10 protein-coding genes and 1 pseudogene are annotated in these 14,027 nt (G+C 64.2%); 9 read left to right on the forward strand and 2 right to left on the reverse strand.

Going from position 1 to position 14,027, the window contains the following annotated elements:
* Nucleotides 1-25 precede the first annotated feature (25 nt).
* Entirely contained in the window at nucleotides 26-4,018 is a 3,993-nt protein-coding gene (locus tag KUV74_RS20985) for an EAL domain-containing protein (RefSeq protein WP_108132036.1), read from the reverse strand.
* 664 nt (nucleotides 4,019-4,682) lie between these two features.
* Here KUV74_RS20985 and KUV74_RS21060 point away from each other — a divergent pair.
* The 4 genes and pseudogenes from KUV74_RS21060 to fucP all read left to right on the forward strand — a co-directional run.
* Nucleotides 4,683-5,015: pseudogene (locus KUV74_RS21060) on the forward strand (flagellin FliC); the annotation flags it as partial.
* Nucleotides 5,016-5,669: 654 nt separating this feature from the next.
* Nucleotides 5,670-6,332 carry a flagellin gene (locus KUV74_RS21065; RefSeq protein WP_409996589.1) on the forward strand — a complete coding sequence of 221 codons (663 nt, stop codon included), beginning with the start codon at nucleotides 5,670-5,672 and terminating at the stop codon, nucleotides 6,330-6,332.
* A 223-nt stretch (nucleotides 6,333-6,555) separates the two neighbouring features.
* Entirely contained in the window at nucleotides 6,556-6,822 is a 267-nt protein-coding gene (locus KUV74_RS10930; protein WP_222516303.1) for a hypothetical protein, read from the forward strand.
* 615 nt (nucleotides 6,823-7,437) lie between these two features.
* The gene (gene fucP / locus KUV74_RS10935; RefSeq protein ID WP_197037086.1) at nucleotides 7,438-8,784 is read left to right on the forward strand and encodes an L-fucose:H+ symporter permease; all 1,347 of its coding nucleotides are present in this window, start codon (nucleotides 7,438-7,440) and stop codon (nucleotides 8,782-8,784) included.
* Nucleotides 8,785-8,811: 27 nt separating this feature from the next.
* Here the strand turns inward: fucP and KUV74_RS10940 are convergent, their stop codons facing one another.
* Complete coding sequence (locus tag KUV74_RS10940) at nucleotides 8,812-9,540, reverse strand: FadR/GntR family transcriptional regulator (RefSeq protein WP_162816418.1); 729 nt, start codon at nucleotides 9,538-9,540, stop codon at nucleotides 8,812-8,814.
* Between the two features lie 98 nt (nucleotides 9,541-9,638).
* On the opposite strand from KUV74_RS10940, the gene KUV74_RS10945 reads away from it, so the two are divergent.
* The 5 genes from KUV74_RS10945 to KUV74_RS10965 are packed head-to-tail and all read left to right on the forward strand — an operon-like array spanning nucleotide 9,639 to nucleotide 14,026.
* The gene (locus tag KUV74_RS10945; protein ID WP_108132040.1) at nucleotides 9,639-10,961 is read left to right on the forward strand and encodes an L-fuconate dehydratase; all 1,323 of its coding nucleotides are present in this window, start codon (nucleotides 9,639-9,641) and stop codon (nucleotides 10,959-10,961) included.
* The gene (locus tag KUV74_RS10950) at nucleotides 10,958-11,392 is read left to right on the forward strand and encodes an RbsD/FucU family protein (RefSeq protein WP_108132041.1); all 435 of its coding nucleotides are present in this window, start codon (nucleotides 10,958-10,960) and stop codon (nucleotides 11,390-11,392) included. The genes KUV74_RS10945 and KUV74_RS10950 overlap by 4 nt, the downstream gene beginning before the upstream one ends.
* On the forward strand, nucleotides 11,392-12,183 hold the full coding sequence (locus KUV74_RS10955; RefSeq protein ID WP_222516304.1) for an amidohydrolase family protein: 792 nt from the start codon (nucleotides 11,392-11,394) through the stop codon (nucleotides 12,181-12,183). Before KUV74_RS10950 ends, KUV74_RS10955 begins: the two co-directional genes overlap by 1 nt.
* On the forward strand, nucleotides 12,180-13,178 hold the full coding sequence (locus KUV74_RS10960; RefSeq protein ID WP_213230176.1) for an aldo/keto reductase: 999 nt from the start codon (nucleotides 12,180-12,182) through the stop codon (nucleotides 13,176-13,178). The genes KUV74_RS10955 and KUV74_RS10960 overlap by 4 nt, the downstream gene beginning before the upstream one ends.
* Nucleotides 13,175-14,026 (forward strand): fumarylacetoacetate hydrolase family protein, encoded by an 852-nt coding sequence (locus tag KUV74_RS10965; protein ID WP_222516305.1) that lies wholly within the window; start codon nucleotides 13,175-13,177, stop codon nucleotides 14,024-14,026. Before KUV74_RS10960 ends, KUV74_RS10965 begins: the two co-directional genes overlap by 4 nt.
* Nucleotide 14,027: the final 1 nt, after the last annotated feature.

Below are 14,027 nucleotides of genomic sequence, written 5' to 3' on the forward strand. Positions count from 1 at the left end.
GGGGCGTGACACCGATCAAGCGTTTTCAGGCCTGGGAGTGACGCTTGCGCCGGGAGCGGTCGATGGCATCGCGCTGGCTGGCCAGGCGATGCTCGCCGAGAAAGCGGGTCAAGCGCTCGAAGGGCATGGGGTGGGCCAGGTGGAAGCCCTGGAAGGCGTCGCAATGATGCTGCAGCAGGAACTCGTGCTGGGCCTCGTGCTCGATGCCTTCGGCCACCACCATCAACTCCAGGTGGTGGGCCATGGCGATGATCCCCTGAAGGATGGCGCCATCCTCCTGGTTGTCCGGCAGCCCCTGGACGAAGGTGCGATCGATCTTCACCGTGCTGACCGGCAGGTGCTTGAGGTAGCCAAGGCTCGAGAAGCCGGTGCCGAAGTCGTCGATGGCCACCTCGACACCCATGTCGCGCAGCGACTGCAGCGTCTCGATGGCGTTCGGGGTGTCGTGCATCAGGATGCCCTCGGTCAGCTCGAGGGTGAGCTGGTGGGCCTCGATGCCGGTCAGGTTCAGGGTGTCGCGTACGGTCTCGAGGAAGTTGGCCCGGCGGAACTGCAGCGGCGACAGGTTGACCGCCACCGCCAGGCCCTCGAGGCCGGCCTCGTTGAGGAGCTGCAGGTCGCTGCAGGCGCGGGTCAGCACCCAGTGGTTGATGGCGATGACCTGGCCGGTCTCCTCGGCCAGGGCGATAAAGTCCTGGGGCGGCACCTGGCCGCGTACCGGATGTTCCCATCGCAACAGCGCCTCGACCCCGATGATCGCCCGGTGGTTGTCGAACACCGGCTGGTAGTGCAGGCGTAGCTGCTCACCGTCGATGGCGGCCTGCAGGTCATGACGCATCGCCACCCGCTCGTTTACCCCCCAGGTGATGTCCTGGCTGAAGTGCTGCAGCGCATTGCGTCCCTGGTGCTTGGCCTGGTACATGGCCATGTCGGACTGCTGCAGCAACTGCATCGGTTCGATGGTGACGTCGCTGGACACCGCCACCCCGATGCTGGCGGTAACGTGCAGCTCATGCTCGCCGACCCGGTAGGCCTGGGCCACCTTCGGCAGCAGGCGTTCGGCCAGGGTCACCGCCTGCTCGGGCTCGTCGAGGTCCGGCAGCAGCACCACGAACTCGTCGCCGCCGAAGCGGGCCACGGTATCCCCGGGCCTGAGCGCCTCGGTGAGCCGCTGGGCGACCTGGATCAACACCTTGTCGCCGACGTCGTGGCCGAGGCTGTCATTGATCGGCTTGAACTCGTCCAGGTCGATGAACAGCACGCCAAGGTGGTGGGACTGGCGCTTGGCCAGGGCGAAATCGTGGCGCAGACGATCCTCGAACAGGGCGCGATTGGCCAGGCCCGTCAGGGCGTCGTGGCTGGCATGGTAGGCCAGGCTTTCCTCGTAGGCCTTGTGCTCGGAGATGTCGTGCTGGACGCCGACGAAGTGAGAGACCTCGCCATCGGTGTCCATCACCGGCGAGATGTAGAGGTCGTTCCAGAAGGCCTCGCCGTTCTTGCGGTAGTTGAGCAGGGTGGCGCGGACTTCGCTGTGGTTTGCCAGCTGGCGGCGAATACGTGCCACCACCTGTGGATCGCTCTCCTCACCCTGCAGGAAGCGACAGTTGCGCCCCAGCACTTCTTCCTCCGGATAGCCGGTCATGCGCATGAAGGCCGGGTTGGCGTAGATGATCGGCAGCTCCGGCGAGCGCGCATCGGCGATCACGATGCCATTGATGCTGGCCTCGACGCTGCGCTGCAGGATGCGCAGCTGGGTCTCCTGGGCGTGGCGCTCGGTCACGTCCTTGGCGATGCCGAAGGTTCCACTGATGTCGCCGTCGATGATGATCGGCAGGTTGGTGATGTCCATTACCCGCCTGCCCAGCGGAGTAGTGATGGGCAGGGTGTAGCGGGTGACCTCGCCCTTGAGCGTCTTGCGCACCGCGTCGCGCACCCAGGAGCGATCCGATTCCTTGACGAAGACTTCGTAGTGCCGCCCCAGGATGTCACCCAGGGGTACCCCGGTGAGGGTCGAGCAGGTGGTGTTGGCGGCGACGAAGATGCCTTCGTGGTCGAGGGAGTAGATGGCGTCGGGGTTGTAGGTGAACAGCGAACGGTAGCGCTGCTCGCTCTGGAACAGCGCCTGGCGGTCCTGGTCGCGCTCCACCGCCAGGGCGACCAGCTCCAGGCAGCGCTCGATACGTCGGCTGTGCTCCGCCTGCTGTGCCGGCGAGTGTCGAAAGAACAGGCTGACCACCCCCAGCAGACGTTCATCGCTGGCGACGACCGGATAGGCCCAGCAGGCCATCAACTCGCCGTCGCGCAGGCGCGGGTGCACGCCGGCGCAGGCCGGGTCCTCGGTGATGTCGTCGCTGGCCCGGGGGGCCCTCGCCGCGGCGGCGCTGGCCCAGGTGCCGAAGGTGCCGCCCACCGGGGTTCTGGCGAGCAGTGGTGCCATCTCAGACGGCAGGCTGTGGCCCGCGGTCAGGCTCAGGGTCTCGCCGCCGGGGTCCAGCGTCAACACGGTGGCGATGGCATTGGGGAGGTGGCCCTCGAACAGCCTGCAGCAGGCCTCCAGGGTCTCGGTCAGTGGTGCCTCTCGGGCGATCATCGACTGGATGCCCTGGTAGCTTTCGAGCTGGTCCTGGGCGGCCACCAGGCTCTGGGTCTGCCACAGCAGGGTGCGCATCAACGACAGGCTGATGGCCAGGCTGTAGGACATGATCAACCCGATCAGGGTGATCAGCGCCGGCAGGCTACCCGCCAGCCACCAGTCACTGTCCGGGCCTGGCAGTGCACGCAGGGACAGGGTGCGCCCGTCCAGCTCCAGGGTCTGCTCGGCCAGTCTGGGTAGGGTCGGGTCCTTGACCTGCCAGGTGTCTTCGCCAAAACCGCACCACCAGACGCCCTGGCTGTCGGTGACGGCCAGCAGGGTGCGGTCGGCAACGCTGCGGTTACTGGGGGCCAGGGTGCCGGGCAGATCGATGCAGGCGACCAGGCGCAGGTCGTCATCGGCCAGGGTCCTGACCATGCGTGCCGACGTCGCCAGCGGGTTGTCGGGCAACTCCAGCCGTAGTTCGCCGCGGGCCGGCCTGGGCAGTGCCTCGCTCAAGCGGCAGACGCTGTCCTGAGCACGCCGTGAGCGCAGCCATAGCCGCTGGTCGCCGCGATACAGCGCCAGGCTCTCCAGGCTTTGTACGTCTCGCAGATAGAAGGTGATGACGTCGGCCAGGGTATTGGCGTCGGTCGTCTGCTCGCCGGCACGGTTGGCCAGGCGGTCGAGCCAGCGCTGGTGTAGCGCCATCTGGCCGCGTGCGCGCTCTTCGATGTTGGTCAGGGTATTGGCGGCGTCCTGCTGGACGTGGCTCTGGCGCACATGGTTGAGCGACAGCCAGGCCAGGCTGCTGAGCAGTACCCCGGCACAGGCCACCGCGATGCTGGCGCGTTGTAGGCGCAGCGGGCGGTTGGGCGGGCGTGAGGCAGCCACCAGCGAGGCCGGGCCGGCGATCAGGTAGAGCAGACACACCGCCATGGGCGAGGTGCTGCGGGTCACCTCCCAGACTTTGGGTGCCTGGCCAGGAATCACCAGCCAGACGGTAAAGATCGCGCCGATCAGCAGCAGCAGCCCCCCCGACAACCGCCACCAGAAGGAGCCCTGGCGATGCTCCACCCCGATCATCAGGGCCACGCAGCCCGGCAGCATCGCCAGGCCCGCCCAGCTGGTCATGCGCGGACCGCCGGTCAGCAGCGACTGCACGTCGGCAGGGCCGCTGGCGACCAGGTCATGGACGATGGCGTACAGCGCCAGCAGCAGCATCATCAGGCCGCAGACGCTGCGGCCACGCGGTCTGCGCAGTACCTGCAGCAGAACGCCGCCGCCGCCAGCGAGGCTTGCCAGCGCCACATCGGGGACCAGCAGCGGCTGTTCCACCGGGTGGATCAACCAGGCGGCGAGACCCGCAGCGCCGACCATCAGCAGTCCGCTGGAGGCCATCAGCAGCCAGGCATCTTCCGCCACATCGCGCAGTCTAAACGGCATCCTACCCACGACCCCCTTGGCGACCCTGCTTCCGGGCGCTCATTTCCTTGTCCTTCCGACGCTATGACGAAGACTCGCCATCCTCACAGCATGGCAGGCGACAGCGTTGATAGCGGCCACCGTGGTGCGTCTACCGCCCGAGGCAAAGGCGCCTTTGGACGGGCGGTCCGGTATCCCTGGACGCGTTTGCTCGAAATGGCACCAAAACAGTCTTCAACATACCTCAATCAACCGCGAGTGCTAGCCCCTGATGTCAGCATCCACCACCAGAGTCAGCGTCCAGCAAGGGCGAGAGGGGGACAACCGTAGAGAAGATGCGTCAGCGAATAGGCACAAAGAAGGCACAGGAAAGCATGCAGAACAGTCACAGACCCGATGGGAGGCGGGTAGCGAGCCGGTAAAGAGCAGGCGCAGGCCTGATGCAGACCTGATGGAGAGCGGGTGCAGACCCGGTGAAAAGCAGCCGTAGACGGCCCAGCAGGCGGTCAAGCAAGAGCCTTCCAAAGAAATTTGCAGGCCAGGGCTAAAGCTTTTCGGCGAGCCACCGATAAAGAGGGTAACGGCCAACGGCGCCGTTGCGGCAGGCCAAGACGGTCCGCCAATGGAGCCCAACTCTTTAAGGAAGGATGACACCATGTCCGTGATCAATACCAATATCACTTCCATGATTGGTCAGCAGAACCTCAACGCGTCCAAGAGCGCCCTGACCACCTCCATGGAGCGCCTGTCCTCCGGCCTGCGCATCAACAGCGCCAAGGACGACGCCGCCGGCCAGGCCATCGCCAACCGCATGTCTGCACAGATCACCGGTTTGTCTACCGCTCAGCGTAACGCCAACGACGGTATCTCTGTCGCACAGACCGCGGAAGGTGCTCTGAATCAGGTCAACGATAACATCCAGCGTATCCGCGAGTTGACGGTACAGGCTCAGAATGGCACCAACTCTCAGGACGACCTGACCTCCATCCAGAACGAAATCGGTCAGCGTCTTAATGAGATCAACCGTATTTCCGAAGAAACCAGTTTCAACGGCGTTAAAGTGCTTCAGGAGGACAACAGCCTCAATATTCAGGTTGGTGCAAACGATGGTGAAGCTATAACTATCGACCTGAAGGAAATCAATGCTGAGACATTAGGTCTTAAAGGATTTAATGTTGATGGTACCGGTGAAGCAAATAAAGCCGCTGGGAAAAATGACATTCTTGCTGCGGGGTTTGCAGTCGACGGTTCTGACCCGAGTAAATACAATAAGGCAGATTTTAATAAAGCTGCTACAGTGGATGACGTTTTCTCGGCTCTTGAAGACGATGATGCTGAAATTCAAGATACAACTAACTCTATTACTTATGATTATGACTCAGCATCAGACTCATTTACTTTTGACAGAACAGGCGTTGATCTGAGTGCTTCTCTAGCCAATGATCTTACTCCTCCCGATGGGGAAACCAAATCTTTGACCATTACGCTTGGTGGTAAGGATCAAGACGTAATTGTTGCTAGTGATGGTTCGCTGACGGATGCAGCAACTGGGAATAAGCTATACTTTAATGGTTCGGCAGGGTCTAAGGAGCTTAGCCAGACTGATTCCGCTGGTTCCGACACCCAGGCCACAATTTCTGCTGTCGTCACTGAGCTGTCCCAAGCTGGCGTTGTGGATGCGGCTAACTCTGAAGACAGAATCACCACTTCAGAAGGTACTATTTATAAGGCCACTTCGACAGCGAACGAATTTGACACTGTCGGTGAGGTGAAATCCAAGGATGCGCTTAAAGACCAGATTAAAGGCGATGGAAATGCCTATACTGTAGATCTGGATGGCGACGCGGTAACTACTAATAATAATTTTACTATTGATGCAAACGAGGTGGTTGGTGGTGCAGCCTCTTTTGTGTCCGGGTTTGATGGATCTTTTGTGGCAAGTGCTGCTGCCTCTGTGTACGTTAATGATAATGGGAAAATCACCGATGGCGCGGCTAATGAGATCTACGTTAAAGCAGACGGTGGTTTAACCTTTGATGCAGTAAGCGATGCAACTGCTACAGAAGATCCGTTGGAAGCTCTGGATTCTGCTTTGAATACCGTCGATGCCCTGCGCTCCGATCTCGGTGCGATCCAGAACCGCTTTGAGTCTGCGATCACCAACCTGAGCACCACCGAGACCAACCTGTCTGCCGCCCGTTCGCGTATCGAAGACGCCGACTACGCGGTGGAAGTGGCCAATATGACTCGCGCCCAGATCCTGCAGCAGGCCGGTACCTCCGTGCTGGCCCAGGCCAACCAGGTGCCGCAGTCTGTGCTGTCCCTGCTGGGCTAAAGGCTCGGTGGGTTGTCAGCCCTCGGCTGACGTGTTCCTCAGCGGGTCGCGCCTTTGCGGCCCAACCCCGACAGGCGCCTCTGGCGCCTGTCGGCATTTAGAGGCCCGGCCAACCTTGTTGCGGCTATCTCGGCAACGGCAGGCCCGGTCACGGCAGTCTCGGTCACGGCAGTCTCGGTCACAAGCCCCCCATCAACAGCTGTCTTGGCCCCAGGAGTCACGAATGAATAGCACCCACCCGTCAAGCGTTTCGCAGGATGTCCTGGTCGACGATGTCCTGGTCGATGGCGCCGTGGAGGTGGTCTCCGACGAGGCCCTGTTGGATGCGCTTGCCCGGTATCAGGAGGTGGTAGCCTGGGCGAGTGAGTTACTCGAGCGCTTTGAGGCGACGGGCATGCAGGACGCCCTTGGCGAGGACTACCGCCATCTGCTCGATATTCATCGTCAGGCCATGGTGGGGCAGGCGGAGCTGGCATTGCGACTTGCCTGAAAAGTGCCTGCGCTCGGTAATACGGCGTTAAAAATCGGGTCAAAATGCTCATTTACACCTCGTAAACTGCGCTTTCTCAACGATTTTTGCCTTGTCTAACCATCGCTCGCCGGCTTTTCGTACAAAGCTTAGGGCTTGCCTGAAAAGTGCCTGCGTTCCTCGAGCCTTTCCCCGCGCTCAGCGTGACGCCTCCTCATCTCTGCTTCTCTTCCATCTCTCAACCCTTTGTCTACCCTCTGTCTTCCTTCTGCACGCTCACTTCCTCTTTTCGCCTCTCTTCTCAGGCCCTCTCTTCTTCCTCCATAGCGATAGCCCGCCGGGCTGACCTATTCATCGTATCTATCTCTCGTAAAGGTCAGTGAGCAACGCCTAAGCCATTGGCCTGACGCCCCTGGTGCTGCTTCTGTCCTGAGCTTTTTCTGTTCCACGTCGTAGCGACAAAAATGCATTTAAAACAGGGTGTTGCGATAAGTTATTCCACATCCACTAAGACGTTTGTCTTATCCGTCATTCCTTGTATTCCCGTGGTTCCTCGACTAGTTTCTCCTTCACTAGCTAAATTCATCTGATCAATTGTCTCGATAACCACATACAAATACATTCAAGGAGTCACTTGTGGATGCATCCTCTACCGCGGCGGCTGAGCAACAGTCGGCGCCGGAAAAGTCCTCTTTTCTGCACAGGGGCATGACCTTGCCCTTTGTGCTGATCGTCACCTGCTTTGCCGCCTGGGGTCTCGCCGGCAACCTCACCGATCCCTTGGTGTCGGTGTTCGGCTCGGTGTTCTCGATGAGCGCGCTGCAGGCGTCGCTGGTGCAGTTCGCCTACTACGGCGCCTATTTTGCCCTGGCGATCCCGGCGGCCTGGATCAATTCGCGCCTGGGCTACAAGGGTGGCGTGCTGATCGGCCTGTTGCTGGCGGCCACCGGCGGGCTTCTGTTCATGCCGGCCTCCCAGATGATGACCTACTCGATGTTCCTGGTGGCGCTGTTCACCCTGGCGGCGGGGCTGTCGATCCTCGAAACCTCGGCCAACCCCTACGTGATGGCGATGGGCCCGCGCGAGAACGCCACTCGGCGGCTGAATTTCGCCCAGTCCTTCAACCCGGTGGGGTCGAACCTGGGGGTGCTGCTGGCCGCGGTGTTTATCCTGCCCCACGTCAATCCGGCCACCGCCGAGCAGCGCGCCTCGCTGACCCAGGAGGCGCTGGCCGAGATGCAGTCGGCGGAATTGCAGGCGGTGATGGGCCCCTACATCACCCTGGCGCTGGTTTATGTGGTGATCGCGATCGCCATCGCCATGGTGCGGGTGCCGCGCCACGAGGCGCTGATGGCGGACCGCAAGAGCGAGACGGTGGCGCTGTCGGGGAGTCGTCTCGGGCGGCTGGTGCGCAACCGTCGCTACGCCTTCGGGGTGGTGGCGCAGTTCTTCAACGTGGCCGCCCAGACCTGTACCTGGACCTTCACCATCCACTACGTGACCGAGGCGCTGGGCGTCGGCAGTGAAGAGGCCGGCTACTGGCTGCAGGCCTCCTTGCTGGTCTTCCTGGTGTCGCGCTTCGTCATGGTCGGTGTCATGGGTCGGGTGGACCCGCGCAAGCTGATGACCGGGATGTGCGTGCTCGGTGTCGCGCTGTCGCTGGTGGCGGTGTTCAGCGGCAACCTGATCGGGGCGGTGGCCCTGGTGCTGCTGAGCGCCTGTATCTCGCTGCTGTTCCCCACCATCTACGGCATCTCGCTGGAAGGGCTGGGGCAGGACACCAAGTACGGCGCCGCCGGTCTTGTGATGGCTATCGTCGGTGGTGCCCTGGTGCCGCTGGCCCAGGGCTGGCTGATCGATATCACCTCGGCCCAGATCAGCTACCTGGTGGTGGCGGTGTGCTTCGCGGTGATCGTGGCCTTCGGTGTCTATGTGCAGCGTCATCCGCGGCCCGAGACCAGCAACGAGGGTGATCTGGCCTGAGCTGGCGTCTCTTGAACTGGCAGCGCCTCAACGCGAATCGGGGGTGTCCCGCAGCACCACGGCGACCTGAGCGAGGTGAGTCTGCATGGCGGCATGGGCGCCCCTGGGGTCGCCGGCGACGACGGCATTGAGGATGGCCAGGTGCTCCTGGTGGGTGATGGCGATACGACCGCCGAGGTGGATCGATTGCCACAGCCGCATCCGCAGGGTCGGCCGCGACAGTGCCTCGAGCAGGGCGACCAGCACGGGGTTGCGGGAAATCCTCGCCAGGCTGAGGTGGAACTCCAGGTCGGCGGCCATGGCACCTTCGTGGTCCAGCGCCTGGATGGCGGGCTCGGCCTCGGCCAGTACGGCCTTCAGGCGCTCGATGTCCTCGTCGGTTCGGCGCAGCGCCGCCACCGCCGCGGCCTCCACCTCCAGCGCCTGGCGCACATTGTGCAGGTCGCGGGACGAGGTCCCGGCCTGGATGCCCGCCCAGAACTCCAGGGGCTTCAGCAGCAGCCCCGGGTCCAGCGAGGTAACGGTGGTGCCGGAGCCCTGGCGGGTCTCGAGGATGCCCATGGCGACCAGCGCCCTGACCCCTTCACGCAGCGAGCTGCGCGAGACAGCGAAGCGGGTGGCGAGGATCGACTCGACGGGCAGGCGGTCGCCGGAGGCGATTTCACCGGAGACGATCATCTCCTGGATGCCTTGCACCACCACCTCGTACTGGGAGGGGCGGCGTTGGTCGCTGTCGGACGGGGGCGGCGGCGTCATGGCAGGGGCTCCGGCTCGGAAGGGGTGATCGAATCCCGCCATTCTATCGAAAACTTCGGCAGCACTTTAATACATCTGATGAATCTGGAGGACGATACGTGTCCGTCATCACCTCAATCGAACTGGTGGATCTGCGTTTTCCCACCTCGGACAGCAGCGACGGCTCCGACGCGGTCAACAAGGACGCCGACTACTCGGCGGCCTATCTCAGGCTGGTCACCGATGACAGCGCGCTCTATGGGTGTGGTTTCACCTTTACCATCGGTCGTGGCAACGAGATCTGCCTGCAGGCCATGGAGGCTCTCGCCCAGCCGCTGGTCGGCCGGGACGCGGCCGAGGTCTGCCGGTCCCCGGGAGCGGTCTATCGTGAACTGGCCGCGGATTCACAGCTTCGCTGGCTGGGCCCGGACAAGGGGGTGGTGCACCTGGCGCGGGCGGCGGTGATGAACGCCGTCTGGGACCTGGCGGCCCGGCATGCGGGGCTGCCGCTGTGGCGTCTGGTCTGCGAGATGGAGCCGGAGGTGCTCGTCGAGCAGTTGGATCTCAGCTACCTGGGTGACGTGCTGAGCGCCGAGGAGGCGGTGGCCATGCTCAAGGAACAGCGGCCCTTCCAGCAGGAGCGCATCGCCGAGCTGAGCGAGCAGGGCTTCCCCTGCTACACCACCTCGGCGGGGTGGCTCGGCTATTCGGACGAGAAGCTGGCCCGCCTGTGCCGGGAAGCGATGGACGATGGCTACCGCCATATCAAGCTCAAGGTCGGCGCCAATCCCGAGGACGACGAGCGTCGCCTGGGGATCGCCCGCTCGGTGATCGGCCCCGACGTGGCGCTGATGATCGACGCCAACCAGATCTGGGAGGTGCCCGAGGCCATCGAGCGGGTCGAGGCGCTTTCCCATCACGACCTTCTGTGGATCGAGGAGCCCACCAGCCCGGATGACGTGCTGGGGCATCGCAGCATCGGCGATGGCGTGCGCCCGCTCGGCATCGGCGTCGCCACCGGCGAGCACGGCATGAACCGGGTGCTGTTCAAGCAGTTGCTGCAGGCCAACGCGGTCGACTACGTGCAGATCGACTCCTGCCGTCTTGCCAGCGTCAACGAGATCATCCCGGTGCTGCTGATGGCCAGGAAGTTCGGCAAGCCCGTCTGCCCCCACGCCGGCGGGGTGGGGCTGTGCGAGCTGGTCAATCACCTGGTGATGATCGACCACATCGCGGTGTCGGGGCCCGTGGAAGGGCGGGTGGCCGAATTCGTCGATCACCTGCACGAACACTTCGTCGACCCCTGCGTCGTGAGAGATGGCGCCTATACATTGCCGCGTGAACCGGGGTATTCCGCCGAGATCAAGGCCGAGACGCTGGCGGCCTGGGCCTGGCCGAACGGCACCGAGTGGACCCGTCGGCGCCAGGCGGTGCCGGCATGATCCGCGGGCCGCTGCTCAATCCGCCCTTGCTTAAGGGCCTGGCCGCCGCCGGACATGGTGCCAGGGTGCTGGTGGCCGACGCGCTCTATCCGCATTCGACCGGTGCGCCGCCAGCGGCGAGCCGGGTCTACCTCAACCTGTGCGAGGGCATGGTGCCGGTGCTGTCGGTGATGGAGACGCTGGCCCAGACGGTGTTTCTGGAAGAGGTCACCTACATGGCCAACGCCGAGGGCGGCGCCTCCGAATCCGTGCTCGAGTGCCGCCAGCGGCTGGCCGACCACCGACATGGGGGAGGCCAGCAGATCGCCTGGTCGAGCCTGGATCGCTGGGCCTTCTATGACGCCTGCCGCGGCCCCGAGGTGTGCCTGGTGGTGGCCACCGGCGAGTGCCGCCCCTACTCCAACTTTCTGCTGACCATAGGCGTTCCGTGATGATCGATACCCACCTTCACGTCTGGGACACCGGTGCGGTGCGGATTCCCTGGCTCGCCGGTGCGGGCCTGCCCGCCAGGGCGCCGATTCCCGATGGTCAGGACCGCCGCTACGTGCTGGTCGAGGCCGACGCCCCGGACCCCGCCGAGGAAGCCGCCTGGCTGATCTCGCTGGCCGAGCAGGACCCGCGGGTCCACGGCGTGGTGGCGAGCGTCGCGCTGGAGCTTCCCCAGGCCGAGCGGGCGCTGGCGAGTCTGGCCGAGGTGCCCCAGGTGGTCGGCGTCAGACGCCTGCTGCAGGACCGGGAGCTGTTTGACTCGGCGGCCCTGGTCGAGGGCCTGAAGCGTCTGGCCGACTGGGGCCTGCCCTTCGATGCCTGCGTCAGGGACCGAGAGCTGCCGCGCCTGTTGGCGTTGCTCGAACAAGTGCCGGAGCTGACGGTGGTACTCGACCATATGGGCAAGCCGAACCCGCGTGATGGCGTCGCGCGAGAGGCCTGGCAGTGCAATCTGGCGCGCCTGGCCGAACTCGACAGGGTCCACTGCAAGCTGTCCGGGCTGCCGGCGGAGTGCCGCGACGCCGACGAACTCGAGCGCCACGCCCCAGACATCGTCGACGTCGCGCTTGAGACCTTCGGTGCCGAGCGCTGCCTGCTCGGCAGCGACAGCCCGATCAGTCAGGACCCGAAGGACTGGTGCGAGCGGGTGCTGGCGCGGGTGCCCGCAGAAAAGCGCCAGGCCGTTGCCGAGGACAACGCCTTGAACATCTATCACAGGAGGGATGCCCGATGACGACATCGCCGATCGCCAGCCGTCTGCCGCCCAAGCTGCGCCGTGCCTTCGAAGGCCTCGGCGTCGGTGCGGCGCAGTTCGGCAACATGGGCAAGGTCACGCCCGAACAGGACTGCCTGGCCGCCGTGGACACCGCCTGGGAGCTGGGGCTGAGGTTTTATGACACGGCCCCGCACTACGGGCTCGGGCTGTCCGAACAGCGCCTGGGCAAGGCGCTCAAGGGACGCTCGCCGGACGACTACGTCATCTCCACCAAGGTGGGGCGCCTGCTGGAGCCCAATCCTGCCCCGCAGGGCAGCGACGAGGCCAACGGCTTCCACGTGGCCGATGACCTGACCCGGCGACGTGACTACACCGCCGATGGCGTCAGGCAGAGCCTGGAGGCCTCGCTTGCGCGCCTCGACATGGCGTCGGTGGACATCCTCTGGATCCATGACCCGGAAGAGCCCACGGATCGCTTCGAGGAAGCCCTGACAGGGGCCGTCCCCGAGCTCGAACGCCTGCGCGAGCAGGGCAGGATCGCGGCCTGGGGCGTGGGCTCCAAGGACGCCGCCATGCTCAAGCGCTTCGTCGATCAGGCCAGGCCTGACCTGATCATGCTGGCCGGTCGCTACACCCTGCTGGAGCAGGAACAGACAGGACTGATGGCCGCCTGCCTGGAACGTCAGGTCGGTGTGGTCGCCGTCGGCGCCTTCAATTCGGGCCTGCTGGCGCGTGACGAGCCTCCCGCCGACGCCTGGTACGAGTACGGCCAGGCACCAGAGGCGGTGCTCGAACGTGCCCGCGAACTCGCCGCGGTGGCGCGAGCCCACGGCGTCAGCCTGCCGGCGGCGGCGCTGGCCTTTCCGTGGCGCCACCCCGCCGTGGTCAACGTCATGGCCGGAATGCGCTCGCCTGAGCAGGTGAAGCGAAATCATGCACTGGCCTCGTGCGATATCCCCGAGGCCTTCTGGAACGAACTGCAGGCGCGAGGCCTGCTGAAGGAGAACACATGAAGCTGTTGCGCCGTGGAACGATGGGTAACGAGATGCCGCTGGTCGAGGTCGAAGGCGTGCTCTATGACGCCTCGCCGGTGGGCGACTTCGGGCCAGGCTTCTGGAAGGACAACGGCGTGGCGCGTCTTCGCCAGCTGCTGGACGCCGGACGGCTGACCGCCGTCGAGCTTGCCGACGAGGTTCGCCACGGCTCGCCGGTGGCGGCGGTGGGCTCGGTGATCTGCATCGGCCAGAACTACGCCGCCCACGCCGCCGAGTCCGGCGCCGAGTCGCCGAAGCAACCCATCGTCTTCTTCAAGACGCCCAACACCGTCGCCGGCCCCGACGACACCGTCACCATCGCGCGCGGTTCGGAAAAGACCGACTGGGAGGTCGAGCTCGCCATCGTGATCGGCAGCACCGCCAGCTACTGCGACTCGCTGGAGGAAGCGGCCAGCCACATCGGTGGCTATGTGCTCGCCAACGATCTGTCGGAGCGCAAGTTCCAGCTCGAGGTCTCCGGCGGCCAGTGGAGCAAGGGCAAGTGCAGCCCGGGCTATATGCCACTGGGCCCCTGGATCGTGACCGCCGACGCCTTTGATCCCGCCAATGTGGGCCTGCGCTCCTGGGTCAACGGCGAGCCGCGCCAGGACTCCCGCACCTCGGACATGATCTTCGGCTGCGCCGAGATCGTACGCGATCTGTCGCAGTACATGCAGCTCGAGCCCGGCGACGTCATCTCCACCGGAACCCCCGAAGGGGTAGCGGTCTCGGGGCGCTTCGACTACCTCAAGCCGGGCGACGTGGTCGAGGTGGAGATCGACGGCCTGGGCCGCCAGCGTCAGACCTTTCGTGCCTGGGAGGGCTAAT

This window comes from Halomonas sp. DP1Y21-3 (assembly GCF_019801245.1).
Lineage (GTDB): Bacteria > Pseudomonadota > Gammaproteobacteria > Pseudomonadales > Halomonadaceae > Halomonas > Halomonas litopenaei.